The sequence below is a fragment of the Micromonospora tarapacensis genome (assembly GCF_019697375.1).
GTDB classification, from domain to species: domain Bacteria; phylum Actinomycetota; class Actinomycetes; order Mycobacteriales; family Micromonosporaceae; genus Micromonospora; species Micromonospora tarapacensis.
In genome coordinates this window covers 61,781-83,453 of record NZ_JAHCDI010000001.1, presented here as the reverse complement: position 1 = coordinate 83,453, position 21,673 = coordinate 61,781, and the positions used below count along the sequence as shown (strand labels likewise).

Sequence of the window (21,673 nt, the reverse complement as noted above, 5' to 3'; positions counted from 1 at the left end):
GGTGCCGACTCGCTCCGGTCAGCTGGCCGGCGCCGGGTGGTCGTGGTCGTCAGGTGGCCGGTGCCGTCGCGGTCGTCTCCGCCGCCGCCGGCTCGGCAACCTCGAAGAAGGGCAGGAACAGCTGCGCCAACGGTCCGATGGTCAGCGCGTAGGCGACCGTGCCGAGACCGACCGTCCCGCCGAGGAGCGCGCCCACGAGCAGCACGCCGACCTCGATCACCGTGCGGATCAGGCGCAGCGACCGGCCGGGCCGGCGGGCGACCAGGCCGGTCATCAGCCCGTCGCGGGGACCGGGTCCGAGCCGGGCGCCGAGGTAGAGCGCGGTGGCCGCGCCGTTGCCGACGATGCCGGCGACCAGCAGCGCGCTGCGCAGCGCGAGCGGCCCGCCGGGTGGCAGCAGGGCCAGGGTCGCGTCGACCGCCACGCCGATGACCACGACGTTGGCCACGGTGCCGATGCCGGGGCGTTGCCGCAGCGGGATCCAGGCCAGCAGCACCAGCGCACCCACCCCGATGACCACGGTGCCCATGGTCAGGCCGGTCAGCCGGGACACCCCCTGGTGGAACACGTCCCAGGGGTTCAGGCCCAGCCCGGAGCGGATCATCAGCGCCATGCTGAAGCCGTAGAGGAAGAGCCCGACGAACAGTTGCGTGAGCCGCCGGACCGGCCGGTGTCGGAGGTTGCCAATCACTGTCACGCATGCCACCCTAGGGGCCAATTGGCGCAATGATAGAGCCAATACGGGGAGAGTGGCCATGGCAAGTCAGGTCCGCGGGGTCCAATTGGCGCGGCTGCTCGGGCAGTGGCACGCCCTACCCGGCCGGCGACGCAGCCCCGACTACGCGGCCCTGGCCGGCGCCGTGCGCGGACTGCTCGCCGACGGGCGGCTCCCCCTGGGCGTACGCCTGCCCGCCGAGCGCGATCTGGCCGAGGCGCTGCGGATCAGCCGCACCACCGTCACCGCCGCCTACCGCGAGCTGCGCGACAGCGGGCATCTGGCCAGCCGGCGGGGTGCGGGCAGCTGGACGATGCTGCCCGGGACACACCGGGTGGCGCCCAACGGGCTGTGGATCCCGCTGGACGACCGGGACATGCTCGACCTGGGGGTGGCGGCGCTGGCCGCCCCGCCCGAGTTGTTGCCCGCCGCCCGCGCCGCGGCCGAGGACCTGCCCCGCTACCTCGGCGGCGCCGGTTACCACCCGATCGGGATCATCGAGCTGCGGGAGGCGGTCGCCCAGCGGTACACCGAGCGGGGCCTGCCCACCTCGCCAGACCAGATCATGGTGACCAACGGCACGCAGCACGCCCTGGACCTGGTGCTGCGGTTGACGCTCGCCCCGGGCGGCGGGGTGCTGGTGGAGTCGCCGAGCTACCCCAACGCCCTCGCGGCGCTGGCCGCCCGCCGGGCCCGGATCAGCACCTACGGCCTGGCCGCCGACGCCAGCGGCTGGGACGCGGACCTGCTGCTGGGCACGCTGCGGCAGGTACGCCCACGGGTGGGTTACCTGATCCCCGACTTCCAGAACCCGACCGGCCACCTGATGCCGGCCCAACTGCGGGAGCGGTTGGTGGCCACCGCGCACGCCGTCGGCACCGATCTGGTGATCGACGAGTCCTTCGTGGACCTGCCGCTGGACGGGACCGACCTGCCGCCGCCGACGGCGAGCTTCGACCGGCACTCCCGGGTGGTCAGCATCGGCGGAATGAGCAAGCCGTTCTGGGGTGGGCTGCGGATCGGCTGGATCCGGGCCTCCGCACCGCAGGTGCAGCGGCTGGCCGCCGCCCGGGTGGGCGTCGACATGTCCAGCCCGGTGCTGGACCAGTTGGTCGCCGTGCACCTGCTGGACGTCGCGCCGGACATCGTGGCCGCCCGGCAGGCGCAGCTGACCCTCCAGCGTGACGCGCTGCTCGGCGCGCTGGCCGCCCGGCTGCCGGAATGGCGGGTCATCGTCCCCCGTGGGGGCGTGACGCTCTGGGCCGAGTTGGACGGGCCGATCTCCAGCGCGCTGGCGCGGGCGGCCGAGGAGGTCGGCGTACGCCTGGCGCCGGGCCCCCGGTTCGGCCTGGACGGCACGCTGGAGCGTTTCCTGCGGCTGCCGTTCACGCTGCCGGCGGCCGACCTGGTGGAGGCGGTCGGGCGGATCGCCGCGATTCGCTACGACCTGGATCGGACGGGGCTGGCCCGGTGGCGGGAGCCCAGCGTGATCGCCTGACCGCCACCGGCGGGCCGGTGCCGAGTCGCCCGACCCCGCCGGGGTACGCGTCGGCCCCGCACCCGGGGTCCGGGGCGGGGCCGACGCGGCGACCTGTCGTCAGACCTCGGCGACGGTGCCGGCGTACATCTTGTCGATCTCGGCGGAGAAGTTGCTCTCCACCCCGCGGCGCTTGATCTTCAGCGACGGGGTGATCTCGCCGTTCTCGATGGTCAGGTCACGGGGCAGGATGGTGACCTTCTTGATGGTCTCCCAGCGGTTCAGCTTGCTGTTGACCTCGGCGACGTACTCCTCCACCATGGCCAGGGCCTCGGGCGAGGCGACGATCTCGGCGTACGGGCGGCCCTCCAGCGGGGTGCCCGTCGCCCAGCCGACGATGGCGTCCGGGTCCAGCGTGACCAGCATGGTGCAGAAGCTGCGCGCCTGGCCGATGACCACCGCCTGCGAGGTGTACGGGCAGGTCGCCTTGAACGTGCCCTCGATGTGCGACGGCGCGACGTACTTGCCGCCGGAGGTCTTGACCAGGTCCTTCTTGCGGTCGGTGATGCGCAGGTAGCCGTCGTCGTCGAGGCTGCCGATGTCCCCGGTGCGGAAGAAGCCGTCCTCGGTGAACGCGGCGGCCGTCTCCTCGGGCAGGTTGTGGTAACCCCGCATCACCGGCCGGCCCTTGATCAGGATCTCGCCGTCGGTGTCGATGCGGCACTCCAGGTCACCCAACGCCGTGCCGACGGTGCCGATGCGCAGCCCCTGCGGCGGGTTGACGAAGTTGCCGGCACTGGTCTCGGTCAGCCCGTAGCCCTCGGAGATCGGCAGGTTCGCCGCGGCGAAGAAGGTGGCGATCTCCGGACTGAGCGGGGCGGCGCCGGACACCAGCACCCGGATCCGGCCGCCGAGGCGGGCCTGGAGCTTGCTGAAGACCAGCTTCTCGGCCAGCGTGTACTTCAACCTCAGCCCGCCGGGGACCGCCTTGCCGGCCTGTTCCAGGGCGACCTTCTCCTTGCCGACGCCCACCGCCCAGGCGAAGATCCTCGCCTTGGCGCCGCCGGCGTCCCGCGCGGTGGTCACCGACTTGTTGTAGACCTTCTCGAAGACCCGGGGCGCTCCGCACATCAGCGTCGGCCGGACGACCGAGAGCAGCTCGACCAGCTTGTCGACCCGGCCGTCCACGTACGTCGGCAGGCCGACGTGGGTGGCGCCGCAGAGCAGCGTCTTGCCGAACGAGTGGGACAGCGGGAGCCAGAGGTACTGCAGGTCGTCGTCGCGCAGCAGCCCGACCTCCTTCTGCGCCACGCCCTCCCAGCACCAGCCGCCGTGCAGCAGCTCGACGCCCTTGGGCCGGCCGGTGGTGCCCGAGGTGTAGATCAGGGTGGCCAGGTGGTCCGGACCGATGCCGGCGACCAGGCGCTCGATCAGCTCCGGGTCCTCGGCGAGCCGCTGGGAGCCCTGCTCCTCCAACTGGGCGAGGGTCAGCTGGGGCACCGCCGCCGACGGGTCGGGGGTGCCGTCGAAGAGGACGACGTGGGTCAGCGCCGGTAGCGTCGCCCCGGCGATCTTCGCCGCCTGGTCCGGGTCCTCGGCGAAGAGCACCTTCGAGCCGGAGTCCGCGATGATGTAGGTGGCGTCCTCCGGCTCGGTCGTCGGATAGACCGTGGTCGTGGCGCCGCTGGCGCACATGATGCCGAAGTCGGTGATCACCCATTCGAGTCGGGTGTTCGCCAGGATCGCCACCGGATCCTCCGGCCCGACACCCAGGCCGTGCAGGCCGGCGGCGACCGCCCGGGCCCGCTCGGCGACCTGTGCCCAGGTCAGCCAGACCGGCCCGGCCGGGCCGGGGTGGGCAAAGGCGGGGCGCTCGGGGGTGGCGGCCACGCGCTTGAGGAACATGTCAGGAATGGAACGGTACGGTACATCGAGAGCCATCGCTGTAGCCGCCTTCGGGGGTGGAGGCGTGACGGTCGTCACGGTCGGTATTCGTTACCGAAGGGTATTGCCTGCGCCGGGCATCGGCTAGTGCTGACGATCATCCACGCCGCCGCTCCCGTCAGGTGGACCCCTTGTCTCACGCGTACCGCGCCGCCGCCCGCGACCAGTCGTAGGTGGCCCGGATCCAGTTGCGCCGGGTCTTCAGCGCCGGTCGCACCGCGTCGCCGTGGCTGGCCAGCAGGTCGTTCTCGGCGGCCAGGTACGCGTCGAGCCGGTCGTTGAACCGTTCGGCGGCGGCCCGCAACGCCACCGACTCGTCGCCGACCTCCCAGGTCAGCACCGTGATCAGGTTGTGTGCGTCCGGCCCGCCGTGCTGCTCCTTGTCGTAGGAGAAGACGTCGTTGCACCAGCAGATCAGGTCGGCGGCGATCGACTCCAGGGCGGCCCAGCCGGGGTCGGCCCGGCGGGAGGCCGGCGGGAAGCCGTTCAGGGCCAGATCGGTCAGGGCGAGGCTCGGGTACACGGCGCCGGTGTGTCGGCGCATCTGGACGTACTCGTCGACCGCGGGAACCCGCTCGTGTTCCCGGTTGGCCGCCTCCCAGAGCAGCGCGAGCAGGTACTCGCGCATCGCGGCGGTGAAGCAGAGCAGCAGGGCCGGGCGCCGGTGGGCGCGGACCCGCCGGCACAGGTCGGCCAGTCCGAGCCCCAGCGCCCCGGCGACACCGGCGGGCACCGGACCCGGCCCGCCGTGGTGGTCCAGCACGTCCAGCAGGGCGGCCACGGTCGGCGCGAGACCGGTCGGCTCGCTGCCCAGACCGTCCTCGTCGCAGGCGTCATCCATGACGAACAGCCAGGAGATCAGGTCGGTCAGCAGCCGCAGGCGGTCCAGCGGTCCCTGCGGGCAGGCCCGTCCGGCGAGCCCGGCGGCATCCGCCCGGTGCAGCCGGTGCCCGTTACTGATCAGGCCCAGGTGCTGCGCCCAGTCCGCGCTCTCCCGAGCCACCCGCTCCGTGTCGTCGTGCCGGGCGCTGGAGAACGGGGGCTCTCGCAGGGCCGAGACCGCAAAGCTTCGCATCGCGCTCCCTGTCGCGCCGCCCCCCCACGAGGCGGCGCGGACAGCGTAAGGGAGCGCCGATGTCGGGCGGTCGATCAGGCGAATAACGTTTCGGATTACCCCGTGACCGGTTCCGTACAGCGTGTTAGAAGCCCAGGTTGGTGCCGCGCAACCGGTCCGCCAGCTCCGGACCGCCGTCGAGTTGCACCCGCGCGATCCGCTGCCGACCGGACAGGAACAGCGCCAGCTCGCCCGGTGTACCGACCAGCCGCAGCGGCTCACCGCCACGGCCCGTGGCCACCTCGCCGTGTCCGGGTGCCTGCACGAGCAGGTGGGCGGGGAAGCGGCGCAGGGCCAGCCTGGCCAGGGTCGAGGTGCGCCGCCACAGCGCCCGGTCCAGTCCCGCCGGCAACTCCCGCGGCCGCCAGCCCGCCTGGGCGCGGCGCACGTCCTCGTGGTGGATGAAGAACTCCAACGTGTTGGCCAGCTCGTCGGCCAGCGGGTTGCTCACCGGGCTCCACACCGGTGGTCGCCGCACCTGTCCGAGCAGTTCGGCCCAGCCGAGCGCGGCGATCTCGCGGCGCACCCGCTCGGCGTATCCGCGCAGCGGCGCGACCACCAGGCCGGCCGCGGCGTCCGGGCGCCGTTCCCGGACGACCAGGTGTGCGGCAAGATCACGGATGGTCCAGCCCTCGTTGATGGTCGGGGCGTCCGGCCCCAGGGTGGACATCAGCTCGGTGAGCGCCTCGCGCTCCGATCGGGCGTACCGCGGCATGACAGTGATCGTAGGCCGGTGCGGGGGCGGGTTGCCGCTCCGGTGTGACGCCGGAGCGATCCACCGAGCCGACGTGACGTCGGACATATTGCCGCGGGTCGGCGGACCCGACGCGCAGCGGTAAGGATGAGAGAGGATTATGGCGGCTTACGGCGGGGGAGAATGTGGCGAGCGGGACTAGTCGGGAGGTACTCGGCCGCGGGCTGGGCGTCCTCGGGCGGGCCATCCGGGAACAGCCGAGGATCTTCGCGGTCGCGGTGTCCGGCAGCGTGCTGTTCGGGCTGATGGTGGTCGCCAGCGCGTTCGTGGTCGGCGGGGTGGTCGGCGACGTGGTGATCCCCTCGGTCGAGTCCGGCTCGGTCGCGGTGGGTGTGCTGGCCCTGGCCGCCACGGCGCTGTTCGGGCTGAGCGTGCTTCGGGTGGCCGGCATCTTCGGCCGGCGCCTCGGCGCGGGCTACATGCAGTTCCGTCTCCAGGCCGACTACCGCCGCCGGGTCACCCGCCGTTACCTGGAGCTGCCGCTGTCCTGGCACCACCGCAACGCCACCGGCACCCTGTTGTCGAACGCCAACTCCGACGTGGAGGCCGCCTGGCACCCGATCGCCCCGCTGCCCTTCGCCGTCGGCACGCTGGTGATGCTGCTCGGCGCGGTGGCGTCGCTGTTCGCCGTCGACTGGGCGCTGGCGCTCGTCGGGTTGGCCGTCTTTCCGGCGCTGTTCGCGCTCAACGTGGCCTACTCCCGCCGGATGGCGCCGCGCCAGGCGCGTGCGCAGCGGCTTCGGGCCGAGGTCAGTGGCATCGCCCACGAGAGCTTCGACGGGGCGCTGGTGGTCAAGACGATGGGCCGGGAGGCCCAGGAGACGGCCCGGTTCGCGGGTCGGGCCGGCGAGTTGCGCGACGCGCTGATCTCCGTCGGCCGGCTGCGCGGCATCTTCGACCCGATGCTGGAGACGCTGCCCAGTCTCGGCACCCTCGCCGTGCTGGTGGTCGGCGCGTACCGGCTGCGGCAGGGCGCCATCGAGGTGTCCGAGCTGGTCAGCGTCGCCTTCCTGTTCACCGTGCTGGCCTTCCCGGTCCGGGCCATCGGCTGGGTGCTGGCCGAGTTGCCGCGCAGCGTCGCCGGCTGGGACCGGGTGCGCCGGGTGCTCGACGCCACCGGCGAGATGCCGTACGGCACCACCCGGCTGGACCCGGCCGCCGCGGGGCCGGCCGCGCTCACCTTCACCGACGTCGGGTTCGCCTACGAACCCGCCGAGGCGCACCTGCCTGGCGCCGAGGTGCTCGGCGAGGTCTCGTTCACCGTCGGAGCCGGGAAGATCGTCGCTCTGGTCGGGCCGACCGGAGCCGGAAAGTCGACCGTGGCGGCGTTGGCGCTGCGACTGGTGGACCCGCGTGCCGGCACGGTCGGCATCGACGGGGTGGACGTGCGCGAGCTGACCGCGGACTCGCTGGCCGGCGTCGCCGCGCTGGTGGCCCAGGTGCCGTTCGTCTTCGACGACACCGTCCGGGCCAACGTCGCGCTGGACCGGGCGGGCGTCGACGACGGGGCGGTCTGGGCGGCGCTGCGACTGGCCGAGGCCGACGGTTTCGTCGCCGCCCTGCCCGACGGGCTGGACACCATGGTCGGCGAGCGGGGCACCTCGCTCTCCGGCGGCCAGCGTCAGCGGCTCACCCTCGCCCGGGCGTTGGCCGGGCGTCCCCGCCTGCTGGTGCTCGACGACGCGACCAGCGCGGTCGACCCCCGCGTGGAGGCCGCCATCCTGGCCGGGCTGCGCTCGGCCGGGGGCGGCGGGCCGTCGGCGTCGATCCTGGTGGTGGCCTACCGGCGAGCCACCATCGCCCTCGCCGACGAGGTCATCTACCTGGAGCACGGGCGGGTGGTGGCGCGCGGCACCCACGCCACGCTGCTGGCCACCGTGCCCGGCTACGCCGACCTGGTCACCGCCTACGAGCAGGCCGAGGTCGACCCCGACCGGCAGCCCACGTACGACGAGGTCGCCCCGCTGCCCTCCCCCCTGGAGGTGGACCGGTGAGCGCGAGGAACGCGGCGCGGCGGAGTCCCGCAGCCGCGAACGAAAGGTGGGCCCGGTGAGCGTGGCCGTGGACGGGACGACACCGGTGCCGGAGCGGCCCGAGTCGACGTGGTGGACGCTGCGCCGGGGTCTGGCGCTCTCCCCGCAACTGCGGGTCGGGCTGGCCGGCACGCTCGGGCTGGCGCTGGTCTACATGATCGGCCGGGTGGCCGTTCCGGTGGCGGTGCAGCAGGGCATCGACCGGGGCATCGCCGGCGGGCTCGACCTGGACGCGTTGTTCGTGGTGGTGGGGGTCACCGCCGCGGTGCTGGTGGTGACCACGGCCTGCGGCTACCTGATGATGCGCCGGCTGTTCACGGTCAGCGAGACGGCGTTGGCCGCGGTGCGGGTCCGGGCCTTCCGGCACGTGCACGACCTGTCGATGCTGCACCAGCAGTCCGAGCGGCGGGGTTCCCTGGTCTCCCGGGTCACCAGCGACGTCGACCAGATCACCCAGTTCCTCCAGTGGGGCGGGGTGATCCTGCTGGTCAACCTCGGGCAGCTGGCGGTCACCACCGCGGTGATGCTGGCGTACTCCTGGCAGCTGACGTTGGTGGTCTTCGCCGCCTTCGTGCCGGCGGTCCTGGTGATCCGGTTGCTGCAACGCCGGCTCGCCGCCGCCTACGGGGTGGTCCGGCAGCGCACCGGCGCGCTGCTGGCGGCGGTCGGCGAGAGCGTGGTCGGTGCGCCGGTGATCCGGGCGTACGGCATCGCCGGGCGGACCTCCCGGCGGTTGGACGAGGCGATCGACGGCCAGCGACAGGCCCAGCAGCGGGCGATCCGGATCAGCATCCTCGGCAGCTCCGTCGGCGAGCTGGCCGCCGGGTTGGCCCTGGCCGGCGTGGTGGTGCTGGGGGTGTTCCTCGGTGCCGACCGGACGCTGACCGTCGGCGAGATCACCGCGTTCCTCTTCCTGGTCACGCTCTTCATCCAGCCGGTGCAGATCGCCACCGAGGTGCTCAACGAGGCGCAGAACGCGATCGCCGGCTGGCGTCGCGTGCTGGACGTGCTGGACATCGCGCCGGACGTGGCCGACCCGGGCCGGCAGGGCCGCGAGCTGCCCGCGGGTCCGCTGGACATCCGGTTCGCCGGGGTGCGGTTCGCCTATCCGGGCGGCCCGACCGTGCTGCACGACGTCAACCTGGAGATCCCGGCCAAGAGCCGGGTGGCGGTGGTCGGCGAGACGGGCAGCGGCAAGACCACCTTCGCCAAGCTGCTGACCCGGCTGATGGACCCGGCGTCCGGCGCCGTGCTGCTGTCGGGCGTGCCGCTGACCGAGATCCGCTTCGACTCGTTGCGGTCCCGGGTGGTGATGGTGCCGCAGGACGGGTTCCTGTTCGACGCCACGGTCGCGGACAATGTCCGCTTCGCCCGCCCGGAGTTGACCGACGAGCAGCTCACCGCCGCCTTCACCGAGTTGGGCCTGGCCGACTGGCTGGACGGGCTGCCGGCCGGGCTGGCCACCGGGGTGGGGGAGCGTGGCGAGGCGTTGAGCGTGGGGGAGCGCCAGCTGGTCGCGCTGGCCCGGGCGTACGTGGCGGATCCGGATCTGCTGGTGCTGGACGAGGCGACCAGCGCCGTCGACCCGGCGACCGAGGTGCGGTTGCAACGGGCCCTGGACGCGGTCACCCGCGGCCGGACGACGCTGGCCATCGCGCACCGCCTCTCCACCGCGCAGGGTGCCGACGAGGTGATCGTGGTGGACCGGGGCCGGGTCGTGCAGCGCGGCCCGCACGACGAGCTGATCCGCGACCCGGATTCGGTCTACGGCCTGCTCTACGCCTCGTGGTTGGAACAGACCCGGTAGACGGCGCCGGGCCGATGTCATACCCTCCGAGTTAGGTAAGCCTAACCTCAAAGGAGGTCGTGTCATGCGGCCCAGCCCCGCTGAGATCGTCCGGACCCTGGTGGCGGGCCGGTTGCCCGGCCTCGTCCACCTGGCGTGCCGGCCCGGCCTGCACCACGTCCGCCACGCCACCGACCCCGACGGCCGGGTGCTGCTGCTGGTGCCGGTGGTCAGCGATCTCGCGGCGGCACTGCGCCCGGTCGGCGACGACCGTGCCGTCGCGGCGGTGCTCGACGTGCTCGACCTGCCGCCCGCCGCCGGGGCGCCGTCGCTCGGCCGGGCCCTGGTCTCCGGTTGGGTGCGGCGGCTGGACGGCGACGCGGCCCGCAGCGCGGCGGTGGACTTCGCCGCGGTGGAGCCCACCGGCGACCTGCTCGACGTCGGCACCCGGTTCCGGCTGTTCCGGTTCGAGGTGGCCGAGGCCCGCTGGAACCGGGCCGGCGAGCTGCGCCGGATCGACCCCGAGGCGTACGCGGAGGCCGAACCGGACCCGCTGCACCCGGCCGAGGCGGGGCTGCTCGCCCACCTCGCCGAGCATCACGCGGACCAGATGGCCGGCTACCTGCGCCGCCGACTCGGCCTCAGCGCCGGCCCCGCCGGCCTCGCCGGCCACGCGCCCCGCGTCGAGCGGATCGACCGGTACGGCCTGCTCGTGACATTCGGGCGGCCCGGCGCCCGGCGGCGGGCCCGGCTGAGCTTCGGCCGCCGCCTGGCCGACCAGGCCGAACTGGCCCGGCTGCTGCCTCCGGTGTGCGGGACCCGGGCGGCACCGGGCGACCGGAGGCGGTGACCGTCAGCCGGGCAACTCGCCGGTGAGGTAGCGCTGGACCGTCGGGCCGACCGCGGCGACCAGGGTCTCCGGTGCCGCGGAGGCGACCGGCTCCAGCAGGATCACGTGCCGCATCATGCCCAGCCCGATCAGTTGGCTGGCCACCAGCGACCCGCGCAGCGGCAGTTCCGTGGGGTCGGCGTCGAGCTGGTCGAGGACCCGGCGCAGCACCTGGGTGGTCAGGAACTCGCGCAGCATCCGGGCGGTCCACTCGTTGCTGACCGCCGAGCGCAGCAGAGCCACCCCGGCGCCACCGGCCGGCGAGTCCCAGACCGTGAGGAACATGCGTACCAGCCGTTCGCCGAGACCGTCCCGGTCACCGGCGAGCACCTTCGGCAGCAGCTCCCCGGGGTCCACCGGCGCCCGCATGGCGGCTAGGAAGAGCTGGTCCTTGCTGCCGAAGTAGTGGTGCACCAGGGCCGGGTCCACCCCGGCGGTGGTCGCGATGGCGCGGATGGTGCTGGCGTCGAAGCCGCGCTCCGCGAAGGCGGCCCGGGCCGCGTCCAGGATCGCCTCCCGCGTCCCCGGGTTGCCGGGCCGCCGTCCGGGCCGCCGTACCATCATCCCTCCCTCGCTCCGTCCCGAACGCCGCACGCGTGCCGCCGTCAGCCGCTGCGCCGCCGCAGGGTGGCCGCGGCGAGCACCAGTGCCAGCACCACGGCGCCGGCGACGACCGCCACGTCGCGCCACATCGTGCCGGTCGGGTCGGCGTGCGTGCCGACCTCCTGCAGGGCCTCGACGGCGTACGACAGCGGCAGCACGTCGCTGATCGCCTGCAACCAGCCGGCCATCTCGTCGCGCGGCACGAACAGCCCGCACAGCAGCAGCTGCGGGGCGACCACGACCGGCATGAACTGGACGGCCTGGAACTCGGTGCGGGCGAAGGCGCTACAGAGCAGTCCGAGCGCGACGGCGAGCACCGCGTTCAGCGCGGCGATCATGATAACCAGCCCGCTGCTGCCGGCGGTGTCCAGGTCGAAGACCCAGTACGCCACGGCGGAGGCGATGGTGGCCTGCACCGCGCCGGCCAGTCCGAAGGCGATGCCGTAGCCGAAGAGCAGGTCGGCCTTTGCCAGCGGGGTGGTGAGCAGCCGTTCCAGCGTGCCACTGGTCCGCTCGCGGAGCATGGCGATGCTGGTGACCAGGAACATGATGATGAACGGGAAGAAGCCGAGCATGATCAGCGCGATCCGGTCGAAGGTGGACGGCTGGCCGGGCTGGCTGGGCTGGTCGGCGTACATGTAGTAGACCAGGGTGAGCAGGACGGTGGGCACCAGCACCAGCAGGGCCACGGTGCGCCGGTCGTGGCGCAGTTGCCGCAGGATGCGCAGCACGGTGGCGGTCAGGATCCGTAGGTTCATCAGGCCTCCCCGGCCCGGTTCGCTCTGATCAGGCGGAGAAATGCCTCGTCCAGGTCGTCCACGCCGGCGGTGGCCCGGATCGCGTTCGGCGTGTCGTCGGCGATCAGCCGTCCCTCGCGGATGAGCAGCAGCCGGTCGCAGCGGGCCGCCTCGTCCATCACGTGGCTCGACACCAGCAGGGTCGTCCCGGTGGCGGCCAGTTCGTGGAAGCGGGCCCAGAGGTCGGCCCGCAGCACCGGATCCTGCCCCACGGTGGGCTCGTCGAGCACGATCAGCTCGGGCTCGCCGACCAGCGCGCAGGCCAGCGACGCCCGGCTGTGCTGGCCGCCGGAGAGGGTGCCCACCAGCTGGCGGGCCGCCGCCCCCAGCCCGACGTCGGCCACCGCCCGGTCGGCCTCGACTCGGCCGCGGCCGTGCAAGGCGGCGAAGTAGCGGGCGTTCTCCCGCACGGTCAGGTCGGCGTAGACGCTCGGGGCCTGGGTGAGGTAGCCGACCCGGCGGCGCAGCTGCGCCGAGCCGGCCGGTGTGCCCAGCACGGTCACCGTGCCGGCGGTGATCACCTGCACCCCGACGACCGCGCGCATCAGCGTGGTCTTGCCGCTGCCGCTCGGCCCGAGCAGTCCGGTGACCGAGCCGGACGGGACCACGGCGTCGATCCCGTGCAGCACCCGCCGCCCGCCCCGGTCCACGACCAGGCCTCGGACGGCGATCGCGTCGTCCATCGTCCACCTCCATAACTCATCAGCTGTTGAAATCAACGATAGTTGAAATCCTGCTGGCGTAGCAAGGCTGGCGACGGCGCGGGGTCGCGCGGAAAGGGGCGATGCTGGGACCCTCGGTGGATGGACATCGGTACGCGGGAGGGCACCTTCACCGTCGGCGAGGCGGCTCACCGGGTGGGCCTGAGCACCTACACGTTGCGCTGGTACGAGCAGGAGGGGCTGGTCGCGCCGGTGGGCCGCGACTCGGCCGGCCGGCGTCGCTACACTCGGCAGGACGTCGACTGGCTGCTGCTGCTCACCCGGCTGCGCCGGACCGGGATGCCGGTGCGGGACATGCGTCGCTACGTCGAGCTGGCGCGGCAGGGTGACGGCACGCTCGGTGCCCGGGGGGCCCTCTTCGAGGAGCACCGCGTACGGGTGCTGCGGCGGATGGACGAGTTGACGGAGGACCTCAAGGTGCTCGACGTCAAGATCGACCACTATCGCCGGGCGGAGCTGGGCGAGTTCGCCTGATACCAGCGTCAAACGGAGTGAACCGGCCGGTGGGGCGGTAAGGCCATACCACGGGCAGTAACCTCCGGATCGGACAGCGGGTCCGTCATCGGTCATTGCGCCCTGATCGGGCGTACGGCACGATGGCGCGGTGGATCACGCTCCGTCACCGGACAGTGGGTTTTTCGACGACTGGGCCGCGCGGCTGCGGGCGACCGCCGATCGGCCCGTGCTGGGCATCCTGTTGCGCGGCAGCCACGCCCGCCGGGCCGCCACCGCCCACAGCGACGTCGACGTCGACGTACTCGTCGGTGGCGCACCCTACGCGGCCCGTCGGGCGTACTTCGCGGAGCACTCCGGCCGGTTGACCCATGTCTCGGTGGCGGCCCGGGACGTCCGGTCCTGGGTGACCCGGCTCGGCGAGCCGGCCGACTGGGCCTTCGGCCTGCCCGTGACGGCCCCCGCCCGGCTGCTCTGGGCCGACCCCCACTGGCGTGACCGCATCGACCTTCCGGTGCTGTGCCAGCCGGCCGACGAGCCGCGGCTGGAGGAGTTGATCGCGACCCTCGGCAAGGTGGCCTCGGCCCGGGACGCCGACGACCCGCTCGGTGCCCGGTTGGCCGCCGCCGACCTGGCTCGGCTCTGCCCGTCGGTGCTGCGGCTGGCCAACCCGTCGGTACGGGTGGTCTCCCGCCGATCGGCCTTCGCCGCCGCGCTCGACCTGCCGGTGGCGCCCGCCGGCTACCGGGAGGACATGCTGCGCTGCCTGGGGCTGTGGCCCGGCTCGACCGGCCAGCTGTGGGCGGCGGCGGCCCGCCTGGTGGCCGGTACCCTGCCGCTGATCCGCCCGTACCTCGCCGAGGTGGCCGCCGTGGCCGGCCCGGATCTCGCCGACGCCCTGCTCGACGGGCGCCTGGACCGCTACGTGGCCCAGCTGGGCCGGCCCGCCGGTGGCGCGCCGCCGCCCGGCCGGGAGCCCGCTCAGGTGCCCGCGCCGCGTACGGGACAATGGCTCACTGTGCCCGTACCTGACGCGCCGGTGACCGGCGTCCACCCCGATCAGCCGGAGCCGCCGGGCGGCCCGGACCGGCCGTCGCGGCTCGACCCGGCGATCGCCGCCCGGCTGCGGCGCGGCCCCGACGGCCTGGTGGCCGCCGTGGTCCGCCAGCACGACAGCGGAGAGGTGCTGATGGTGGCCTGGATGGACGACGAGGCGCTGCACCGCACGCTGACCACCGGCCGGGCCACCTACTGGTCGCGCAGCCGGCGCGAGTACTGGGTCAAGGGCGCGACCTCCGGCCACCACCAGTACGTCCGCTCGGTGGCGCTCGACTGCGACGGCGACGCGGTGCTGGTCAACGTGGACCAGGTCGGCGCCGCCTGCCACACCGGGCAGCGCACCTGCTTCTTCACCGAACTCCCCGTCACCGGCGAGGTCCCCTCATGAGCGGCGGGTGGGCATGAGCGACGGCACGGTACGCCCGGACGCGGCGACCTTCACCGAACTGGCCGCGCGCTGGCGGGTGGTGCCGGTCACCCGGCGGCTGCTCGCCGACGCGGAAACCCCGGTGGGCGTCTACCGCAAGCTTGCCGGCGGGCCCGGCACCTTCCTGCTGGAGTCCGCCGAGCAGGGCGTGGGCTCGGCGGGGCTAACCTGGGCCCGGTACTCCTTCATCGGGGTGCGCAGCAGCGCCACGCTGGTCGAGCGCGACGGCGTGGCCGGGTGGCTCGGCGAGCCACCCGCCGGGCTGCCGGCCGCCGGTGACCCGGTCCAGATGCTGCGTGCGACGGTGAGCGCCCTGGCCGGCCCGCCCGGCGACCCGGGCGACGGCATGCCACCGCTGACCGGGGGCCTGGTCGGCTACCTCGGCTACGACCTGATCCGCCGCTTCGAACGACTGCCCACGCTCACCGAGGACGACCTGCGCCTGCCCGAGCTGGGCATGATGCTCGCCACCGACCTGGTGGTGCTGGACCACTTCGACGGTTCGGCGATCCTGATGGCCAACGCGATCCTGCCGCCGCTGGACGAGCCGGGTCGCGAGCAGCGGGTCGCCGCCGCGTACCACCAGGCGGTGGGCCGGCTGGACGCGATGACCACGGCGCTGTCGCGGCCCATCCCGCCGATGGTCGCCACGGTCCGCCGCCCGCCGGCCGGCGAGGTGCCCAGCCGCACCCCCGAGGGCGGGTACCCGAAGGCGGTCGAGGCGGCGAAGGAGGCGATCCGGGCCGGCGAGTGCTTCCAGATCGTGCTTGCCCAGCGCTTCGAACGCGACACCGACGCCGACCCGCTGGACGTCTACCGGGTGCTGCGCACCACCAACCCCAGCCCCTACATGTACCTGCTGCGCTTCGACGACTTCGACATCGTCGGCTCGTCTCCGGAGGCGCACCTGAAGGTGACCGGGGAGGCGGGCGGTGAGCGGCGGGCGCTGCTGCACCCGATCGCCGGCACCCGCCCGCGCGGCGCGACCGCGGCGGCGGACGCCCGGCTCGCCGCCGAGCTGCTCGCCGACCCCAAGGAGCGTGCCGAGCACGTGATGCTGGTGGACCTGGGCCGCAACGACCTGGGCCGGGTCTGCCGGCCGGGCACCGTCCAGGTGCCCGAGTTCGCGACCATCGAGCGGTACAGCCACGTCATGCACATCGTCTCGACCGTGGTCGGCGTGCTGCGGGCCGACCGGACGGCCTTCGACGCGCTCGCCGCGACGTTCCCGGCGGGCACCCTCTCCGGCGCGCCGAAGGTGCGCGCCATGGAGATCATCGAGGAGTTGGAACCGGTCCGCCGGGGCGTCTACGGCGGCACGGTGGGCTACTTCGGCTTCGGGGGCGACCTCGACATGGCCATCGCGATCCGGACCGCGCTGCTCCGCGCCGGGCGGGCGTACGTGCAGGCCGGCGCCGGCGTGGTGGCCGACTCCGACCCGGCCGCGGAGGAACTGGAAACCCGGAACAAGGCGGCGGCGGTGCTCGCGGCCATCGCCGCCGCGGAAACCCTCCGGCCCGCCCGGTGAGCCGGTCGGCCCGGCCGGAGGCCGGTGGCGCGCGGCCCGGGGCGGGGCGGCGGGAAGCGGCGTACGCCGTGCTGCTCTGCCTGGCCGGCGCGGGGCTGGCGCTCTGGGCGGCGACCCGCACCTGGGCGGTCGAGGTGGCCGCCCGGCCGGCGCCGCTGCCGCCGGTACGCCAGGTGCGGACCGGGGCGGCCCTGCTGCCCTGGCTGCCGGCGCTGGCCCTGGTCGGGCTGGCCGGCGGGGGCGCGGTGCTGGCCACCCGGGGCGGGCCGCGCCGGGTGCTCGGCGGATTGCTGGCGCTGCTCGGCCTGGCGGTGGGGACCGGTGGTGGGTACGGGCTGGTGGTCGACGTGGCCGGCGAGGCCAGCCGGCACTGGCCGGCGCTCTGCCTGCTGGGCGGGCTGCTGGTGACGACCGGCGGGCTGCTCACCGCGGCGCGCGGTCAGCGCTGGCCGGCGATGGGCGCCCGGTACGAGCGCGGGTCGGTGCCGCGGGAACGGCCGTCCGGCCCGATCGCCGGGGCCGCCACGGCGCAGGCGTGGGACGCGCTCGACCGGGGCGAGGACCCGACCGAGCGGGATGAGGACCCGAAGGTCAGCTGACCGGCAGCCGGTCGCGGCTTCGTGCGGCGGTGAGCCGCGCGACCAGCCGGTCCAGCTCGGCCCGCTGGTCGGCGCGGGCCCGGTCGGCACAGACGGCCTCCCAGGCGTTGCCCCGCGCGGTCCGTACCCGGGCCGGCCCGACCAGGGCCCGCTCCAGCGTGTGGACGACACCGACGGCGAGCGACGCGACGGTGCGCGAGATGGTGGTGATTCCGATGGTCGGGTGCGGCGCGGAAGAACTCATGATCACCCCGGGGAGAGATCGTCGTGACGAGGCGGGCGCGTCATCGAGTTTGCCCGAGGACGATGCTGCTCGGTTCACGTTTCGCGGTGATGACTGCACCGTCAACTCTGCGGCAGCGGACCTGAGCAGGCAACGAGACCTTCGTCCTTGAGCTTGGTCACAGCATCGACGAGTCTCGGTGTCGATCGGCCGGTGGTGGCCGCCGCGAGCCCTACCCATAGTCAAGCGTCGATCGAACGGTTACTCGGAGTCACGCCACGTGCGCGCAAGTCGGCCATTATGCCGCAGCCCATTTCGTGAGGAGCGCCATACCCCCGCCGGTCGGCGCCAGGTGGGGCCACCTAGCATCGGCCCATGACACCCGGAGAGGGGAGTCCGTTGGTGACTGCTGACCATCCGCACGCGGAGGGGGACGAGGCCGGCACGGCGGCGCCCGTCAGCGTGCTCGACGAGATCCTGGCCGGCGTCCGGGAGGACGTGGCCCGGCGGCAGGAACAGGTTCCGCTGGAGCGGATCCGCGAACTGGCGGCTGCCGCGCCACCGCCGCTGGACGCGTACGCGGCCCTGCGCCGGCCCGGTGTCGCGGTCATCGCCGAGGTGAAGCGCGCCTCGCCGTCGAAGGGCAGGCTGGCCGAGATCGCCGACCCGGCGGACCTGGCCGGCGACTACGCCGCCGGTGGGGCCCGCGCGATCAGCGTGCTCACCGAGGGGCGCTGGTTCGGCGGCTCGCTGGACGACCTCGCCGCCGTGCGGGCGGCGGTGAACATCCCGGTGCTGCGCAAGGATTTCGTGGTCTCCAGCTACCAGGTGCACGAGGCCCGCGCGCACGGCGCCGACCTGGTGCTGCTGATCGTCGCCGCGCTGGAGCAGAACGCGCTGGTCGGCCTGCTGGAGCGGATCGAGTCGCTGGGCATGACCGCGCTGGTCGAGGTGCACGACGAGGAAGAGGCCGACCGGGCCATGGAGGCCGGCGCGCAGGTGATCGGGGTCAATGCCCGCGACCTGCGGACCCTGGAGGTCGACCGGTCCGTGTTCGAGCGGATCGCGCCGGGCCTGCCGAGCAACGTCGTCAAGATCGCAGAATCCGGCGTGCGTGGCCCGCACGACCTGATCCGGTACGCCTCGGCCGGTGCCGACGCGGTGCTCGTGGGCGAGGGGCTGGTCACCCAGAAGAGCCCCCGGGAGGCGGTGGCCGAGTTGGTCAACGCCGGCAACCACCCCGCCACCCCCCGCCCGGCGCGCTGATTCGCGCCGGTATCGCCCAGCGAGAGGACCAGCCGTGAACGAGCGCCAGCGAGCGAGTGACGAGCTGCCCGACGCCGCCGGTCACTTCGGCCCGTTCGGCGGCCGGTTCGTGCCGGAGGCGCTGGTCGCGGCGCTCGACGAGTTGGAGGCGGCGCACCGCGCGGCAATGGCCGACGAGGCGTTCCGGGCCGAACTCGCCGATCTGCTGCGCGACTACGCGGGCACGCCGTCGCTGCTCTACGAGGCCCGCCGGTTCTCCGCACAGGTCGGCGCCCGGGTCCTGCTCAAGCGGGAGGACCTCAACCACACCGGCGCGCACAAGGTGCGCAACGTGCTCGGCCAGGCGCTGCTGACGAGGCGGATGGGCAAGAAGCGGGTGATCGCCGAGACCGGCGCCGGCCAGCACGGTGTCGCCGCGGCCACCGCCGCCGCCCTGTTCGACCTGGACTGTGTGGTCTACATGGGCCAGGTCGACACCGAGCGGCAGGCGCTGAACGTGGCCCGGATGCGGATGCTGGGCGCCCGGGTCGTACCGGTGACGACCGGCTCGCGCACCCTCAAGGACGCGATGAACGAGGCGATGCGGGACTGGGTCGCCAACGTCGACGAGACCCACTACCTGATCGGCACCGCCGCCGGCCCGCACCCGTTCCCGGCGCTGGTCCGCGACTTCGTCCGGGGCATCGGCGACGAGGCCCGGGCGCAGTGTCTCGACCTGACCGGCGCGTTGCCGGACGCGGTGACGGCCTGTGTCGGCGGGGGCTCCAACGCGCTGGGCATCTTCCACGCCTTCGTCGACGACCCGCAGGTGCGCCTGTACGGCTTCGAGGCGGGCGGCGACGGGGTGGCCACCGGCCGGCACGCGGCCAGCATCACCGGCGGCTCCACCGGCGTGCTGCACGGCACCCGCACCTACGTGCTCCAGGACGCCGACGGGCAGACACAGGAGTCCCACTCCATCTCCGCCGGCCTGGACTACCCGGGCGTCGGCCCGGAGCACGCCTGGCTGCACGACTCGGGCCGGGCCAGCTACCAGCCGGTCACCGACGACGAGGCGATGGCCGCCTTCGAGCTGCTCTGCCGCACCGAGGGGATCATTCCGGCGATCGAGAGCGCGCACGCCCTCGCCGGCACCCTGACCGTCGCCGGAAAGCTCGCCGCCGAGCTGGGCCGGCAGCCCACAATCGTGGTCAACCTCTCCGGCCGGGGCGACAAGGACGTGCACACCGCCGGCGAGTACTTCGGCATCCTCGACAGGGAGTAGGCATGAGCGAGCGTCCACGCAGCGGAGTGCCGGCATGAGCCGGATCGGAGTGGCCTTCGACAAGGCCCGGGCCGACGGCCGGGCGCTGCTGGTCGGTTGCATGCCGGCCGGCTTCCCCACCGTCGAGGGCAGCATCGCCGCGATGACCGCGATGGTGTCCGCCGGTGTCGACGTGATCGAGGTGGAGATTCCGTACTCCGACCCGGTGATGGACGGTCCGGTGATCCAGCGGGCCAGCGACATCGCCCTGGCCGGCGGCGTACGCACCCGGGACACGTTGCGCATCGTCGAGGCGGTGGCGGGCACCGGCGTGCCGGTGGTGACGATGACCTACTGGAACCCGATCGAGCGGTACGGGGTCGACGCGTTCGCCCGGGATCTCGCCGCGGCCGGCGGCACCGGGCTGATCACCCCCGACCTGATCCCCGAGGAGGCCGGGGAGTGGCTGGCCGCCTCGGACGCGTACGGGCTGGACCGCACGTTCCTGGTCGCGCCGTCCTCCACCGACGAGCGGTTGACGATGACAGTCGGGCACTGCCGGGGCTTCGTCTACGCCACCGCGATCATGGGGGTGACCGGTGCCCGCTCGCAGACCTCGCAGGCGGCGCCGCTGCTGGTGTCCCGGGTCCGCCAGGTCACCGACCTGCCGGTCGGGGTCGGGCTGGGCGTGGGCACCGGGGCGCAGGCCGCCACGGTCGCCGGGTACGCCGACGCGGTGATCGTCGGCAGCGCCCTGATCCGCTGCCTGGTCGACGCGCCCGACGAGGCGGCCGGCCTGGCCGCCCTGCGCACGCTCAGCGCGGAACTTGCCGAAGGTGTGCGCCAGCCCGACCGCTGACCCGGTCCGGGACGACCGGGGTGACGCCACGGGGGCCCGCAGCGGTAGCGTGTGCACCCGTGAGTCTCGCCTCGCCGACGTCCCTGGCCGCCATCCCCAGCCCGAGCAGCGCCGTGTGGCAGCTCGGCCCATTCCCCATCCGGGCGTACGCGCTGTGCATCATGGCCGGCATCGTGGTGGCCTGCTGGGTCACCGAACGTCGGCTGCGCCGGCGCGGGGTCGCCCCCGGCGCGGTGCTCGACATCGCCGTCTACGCGGTGCCGGCCGGCATCATCGGCGCCCGGATCTACCACGTGATCACCTCGCCGGAGGCCTACTTCGGCACCGGTGGTGACTGGTTCAAGATCTTCTTCATCCACCAGGGCGGGCTGGGTATCTGGGGTGCGGTCGCCGGTGGCGCGGTCGGCGCCTGGCTCGCCGCCCGGCAACTGGGCATCCCGCTCACGGTGGTGGCCGACGCGCTGGCACCGGGCCTGCCACTGGCCCAGGCGATCGGCCGGCTGGGCAACTGGTTCAACAACGAACTCTACGGCGGCCGGACCGACCTGCCCTGGGGCCTGGAGATCCATCGGATGGACGGCGGGCAGGCGCTGCGCGACGAGGCCGGCCAGCCGATCCTGGAGGAGGGGCTCTACCACCCGACCTTCGCCTACGAGCTGCTGTGGAACGTCGGCGTCGCCGCGCTGGTGTACTTCCTCGACCGCAGGCTGCGGCTCGGCCGTGGCCGCGCCTTCGCCCTCTACGTGATGGGCTACACCGCCGGCCGGTTCTGGATCGAGATGATGCGCACCGACGAGGCGAACACGATCCTCGGCGTACGGCTCAACGTGTGGACCGCGGCGGTGGTGTTCGTCGGCGCGCTCATCTACTTCCTACGGGTCCGCGGGCCACGGGAGTACCTGATCCCGATCGGCCTGCCGGAGCCGGCCACCACCGCGCCGCCGGCCGGCTCCGACGTCTCCCAGGTCGATCTGTCGGCGGGCAAGGACAGCACCGGGCCGGCCGCGCCGGAGGGATACCGGGTGGTCGGCGAGGAGCAGTTCGAGCACTGGCGCCGGACCGGCGAGGCTCCCCCGGACGTGGCGGGCCCGGCCGACGAAGACTCCCCACCCGCCACGGACCGGCCGGACGACGCGGCGGAGTCCGCGGCGACGCGACCCACCGACCGCGACAGCTGAGGCG

General features: G+C 73.6%; 20 protein-coding genes and 1 pseudogene. 13 read left to right on the top strand and 8 right to left on the bottom strand.

The genetic code is table 11. The features are described from left to right. Positions 1-49: 49 nt before the first annotated feature. Positions 50-697 carry a membrane protein YczE gene (gene yczE / locus KIF24_RS00345; protein ID WP_221082238.1) on the bottom strand — a complete coding sequence of 216 codons (648 nt, stop codon included), beginning with the start codon at positions 695-697 and terminating at the stop codon, positions 50-52. A gap of 58 nt (positions 698-755) precedes the next feature. Here yczE and yczR point away from each other — a divergent pair, with 58 nt between their 5' ends. Further along, positions 756-2,213, top strand: a complete 1,458-nt coding sequence (gene yczR, locus KIF24_RS00340; RefSeq protein ID WP_221082237.1) for a MocR-like transcription factor YczR — start codon at positions 756-758, stop codon at positions 2,211-2,213. A 99-nt stretch (positions 2,214-2,312) separates the two neighbouring features. Here yczR and KIF24_RS00335 read toward each other — a convergent pair whose 3' ends face one another. From KIF24_RS00335 to KIF24_RS00325, 3 genes are all read right to left on the bottom strand, one after another. Next, positions 2,313-4,133, bottom strand: a complete 1,821-nt coding sequence (locus KIF24_RS00335) for an AMP-dependent synthetase/ligase (RefSeq protein WP_221082236.1) — start codon at positions 4,131-4,133, stop codon at positions 2,313-2,315. 139 nt (positions 4,134-4,272) lie between these two features. Continuing rightward, positions 4,273-5,211, bottom strand: coding sequence for a terpene synthase family protein (locus tag KIF24_RS00330; RefSeq protein ID WP_221082235.1), 939 nt, complete (start codon positions 5,209-5,211; stop codon positions 4,273-4,275). A gap of 124 nt (positions 5,212-5,335) precedes the next feature. After that, positions 5,336-5,965, bottom strand: coding sequence for a TIGR03085 family metal-binding protein (locus tag KIF24_RS00325; RefSeq protein ID WP_221082234.1), 630 nt, complete (start codon positions 5,963-5,965; stop codon positions 5,336-5,338). A 164-nt stretch (positions 5,966-6,129) separates the two neighbouring features. Between KIF24_RS00325 and KIF24_RS00320 the strand changes: the two genes are divergently transcribed. From KIF24_RS00320 to KIF24_RS00310, 3 genes are all read left to right on the top strand, one after another. After that, positions 6,130-7,998, top strand: a complete 1,869-nt coding sequence (locus KIF24_RS00320; protein WP_221082233.1) for an ABC transporter ATP-binding protein — start codon at positions 6,130-6,132, stop codon at positions 7,996-7,998. A gap of 61 nt (positions 7,999-8,059) precedes the next feature. After that, positions 8,060-9,844, top strand: a complete 1,785-nt coding sequence (locus KIF24_RS00315) for an ABC transporter ATP-binding protein (RefSeq protein ID WP_407939847.1) — start codon at positions 8,060-8,062, stop codon at positions 9,842-9,844. A gap of 64 nt (positions 9,845-9,908) precedes the next feature. After that, entirely contained in the window at positions 9,909-10,673 is a 765-nt protein-coding gene (locus KIF24_RS00310; protein WP_221082232.1) for a DUF2470 domain-containing protein, read from the top strand. Between the two features lie 3 nt (positions 10,674-10,676). On the opposite strand, the gene KIF24_RS00305 is transcribed toward KIF24_RS00310, so the two are convergent. The 3 genes from KIF24_RS00305 to KIF24_RS00295 are packed head-to-tail and all read right to left on the bottom strand — an operon-like array spanning position 10,677 to position 12,795. Further along, entirely contained in the window at positions 10,677-11,273 is a 597-nt protein-coding gene (locus KIF24_RS00305; protein ID WP_221082302.1) for a TetR/AcrR family transcriptional regulator, read from the bottom strand. Between the two features lie 44 nt (positions 11,274-11,317). Beyond that, on the bottom strand, positions 11,318-12,073 hold the full coding sequence (locus KIF24_RS00300) for an ABC transporter permease (RefSeq protein WP_221082231.1): 756 nt from the start codon (positions 12,071-12,073) through the stop codon (positions 11,318-11,320). Beyond that, the gene (locus tag KIF24_RS00295) at positions 12,073-12,795 is read right to left on the bottom strand and encodes an ABC transporter ATP-binding protein (protein WP_221082230.1); all 723 of its coding nucleotides are present in this window, start codon (positions 12,793-12,795) and stop codon (positions 12,073-12,075) included. The genes KIF24_RS00300 and KIF24_RS00295 overlap by 1 nt, the downstream gene beginning before the upstream one ends. A 120-nt stretch (positions 12,796-12,915) precedes the next feature. On the opposite strand from KIF24_RS00295, the gene KIF24_RS00290 reads away from it, so the two are divergent. The 5 genes and pseudogenes from KIF24_RS00290 to KIF24_RS00275 all read left to right on the top strand — a co-directional run bounded on the left by KIF24_RS00290 (position 12,916) and on the right by KIF24_RS00275 (position 16,900). Further along, positions 12,916-13,308 carry a MerR family transcriptional regulator gene (locus KIF24_RS00290; protein ID WP_221082229.1) on the top strand — a complete coding sequence of 131 codons (393 nt, stop codon included), beginning with the start codon at positions 12,916-12,918 and terminating at the stop codon, positions 13,306-13,308. 130 nt (positions 13,309-13,438) lie between these two features. After that, positions 13,439-14,125, top strand: a pseudogene (locus KIF24_RS34225) (phosphoribosyl-AMP cyclohydrolase); the annotation flags it as partial. 180 nt (positions 14,126-14,305) lie between these two features. Continuing rightward, complete coding sequence (gene hisI, locus KIF24_RS31990; RefSeq protein WP_331460975.1) at positions 14,306-14,734, top strand: phosphoribosyl-AMP cyclohydrolase; 429 nt, start codon at positions 14,306-14,308, stop codon at positions 14,732-14,734. A 13-nt stretch (positions 14,735-14,747) separates the two neighbouring features. Next, the gene (locus KIF24_RS00280) at positions 14,748-16,301 is read left to right on the top strand and encodes an anthranilate synthase component I (protein ID WP_221082227.1); all 1,554 of its coding nucleotides are present in this window, start codon (positions 14,748-14,750) and stop codon (positions 16,299-16,301) included. Next, on the top strand, positions 16,298-16,900 hold the full coding sequence (locus KIF24_RS00275; protein ID WP_221082226.1) for a Trp biosynthesis-associated membrane protein: 603 nt from the start codon (positions 16,298-16,300) through the stop codon (positions 16,898-16,900). The genes KIF24_RS00280 and KIF24_RS00275 overlap by 4 nt, the downstream gene beginning before the upstream one ends. Here the strand turns inward: KIF24_RS00275 and KIF24_RS00270 are convergent. Then, positions 16,893-17,144, bottom strand: coding sequence for a hypothetical protein (locus tag KIF24_RS00270; protein ID WP_221082225.1), 252 nt, complete (start codon positions 17,142-17,144; stop codon positions 16,893-16,895). The genes KIF24_RS00275 and KIF24_RS00270 overlap by 8 nt on opposite strands. A 441-nt stretch (positions 17,145-17,585) precedes the next feature. Here KIF24_RS00270 and trpC point away from each other — a divergent pair, with 441 nt between their 5' ends. From trpC to lgt, 4 genes are read left to right on the top strand one after another with little or no spacing between them, the layout of a single operon-like run. Then, positions 17,586-18,389 carry an indole-3-glycerol phosphate synthase TrpC gene (gene trpC / locus KIF24_RS00265; RefSeq protein WP_221082301.1) on the top strand — a complete coding sequence of 268 codons (804 nt, stop codon included), beginning with the start codon at positions 17,586-17,588 and terminating at the stop codon, positions 18,387-18,389. Between the two features lie 34 nt (positions 18,390-18,423). Next, positions 18,424-19,653, top strand: coding sequence for a tryptophan synthase subunit beta (trpB, locus tag KIF24_RS00260; RefSeq protein ID WP_221082224.1), 1,230 nt, complete (start codon positions 18,424-18,426; stop codon positions 19,651-19,653). Between the two features lie 34 nt (positions 19,654-19,687). Further along, positions 19,688-20,491, top strand: coding sequence for a tryptophan synthase subunit alpha (gene trpA / locus KIF24_RS00255; RefSeq protein WP_221082223.1), 804 nt, complete (start codon positions 19,688-19,690; stop codon positions 20,489-20,491). Between the two features lie 59 nt (positions 20,492-20,550). Continuing rightward, positions 20,551-21,669, top strand: a complete 1,119-nt coding sequence (gene lgt / locus KIF24_RS00250) for a prolipoprotein diacylglyceryl transferase (protein WP_221082222.1) — start codon at positions 20,551-20,553, stop codon at positions 21,667-21,669. Positions 21,670-21,673 lie beyond the last annotated feature (4 nt).

Coding starts and splice junctions, on each gene's coding strand:
- KIF24_RS00305 (WP_221082302.1), bottom strand. CDS start 11,273: ATGGTACGGCGGCCCGGACGGCGGCCCGGCAACCCGGGGACGCGGGAG.
- trpA (WP_221082223.1), top strand. CDS start 19,688: ATGAGCCGGATCGGAGTGGCCTTCGACAAGGCCCGGGCCGACGGCCGG.
- KIF24_RS00335 (WP_221082236.1), bottom strand. CDS start 4,133: ATGGCTCTCGATGTACCGTACCGTTCCATTCCTGACATGTTCCTCAAG.
- yczR (WP_221082237.1), top strand. CDS start 756: ATGGCAAGTCAGGTCCGCGGGGTCCAATTGGCGCGGCTGCTCGGGCAG.
- KIF24_RS00300 (WP_221082231.1), bottom strand. CDS start 12,073: ATGAACCTACGGATCCTGACCGCCACCGTGCTGCGCATCCTGCGGCAA.
- KIF24_RS00280 (WP_221082227.1), top strand. CDS start 14,748: ATGAGCGACGGCACGGTACGCCCGGACGCGGCGACCTTCACCGAACTG.
- KIF24_RS00290 (WP_221082229.1), top strand. CDS start 12,916: ATGGACATCGGTACGCGGGAGGGCACCTTCACCGTCGGCGAGGCGGCT.
- KIF24_RS00325 (WP_221082234.1), bottom strand. CDS start 5,965: ATGCCGCGGTACGCCCGATCGGAGCGCGAGGCGCTCACCGAGCTGATG.
- KIF24_RS00330 (WP_221082235.1), bottom strand. CDS start 5,211: ATGCGAAGCTTTGCGGTCTCGGCCCTGCGAGAGCCCCCGTTCTCCAGC.
- KIF24_RS00310 (WP_221082232.1), top strand. CDS start 9,909: ATGCGGCCCAGCCCCGCTGAGATCGTCCGGACCCTGGTGGCGGGCCGG.
- KIF24_RS00295 (WP_221082230.1), bottom strand. CDS start 12,795: ATGGACGACGCGATCGCCGTCCGAGGCCTGGTCGTGGACCGGGGCGGG.
- KIF24_RS00270 (WP_221082225.1), bottom strand. CDS start 17,144: ATGAGTTCTTCCGCGCCGCACCCGACCATCGGAATCACCACCATCTCG.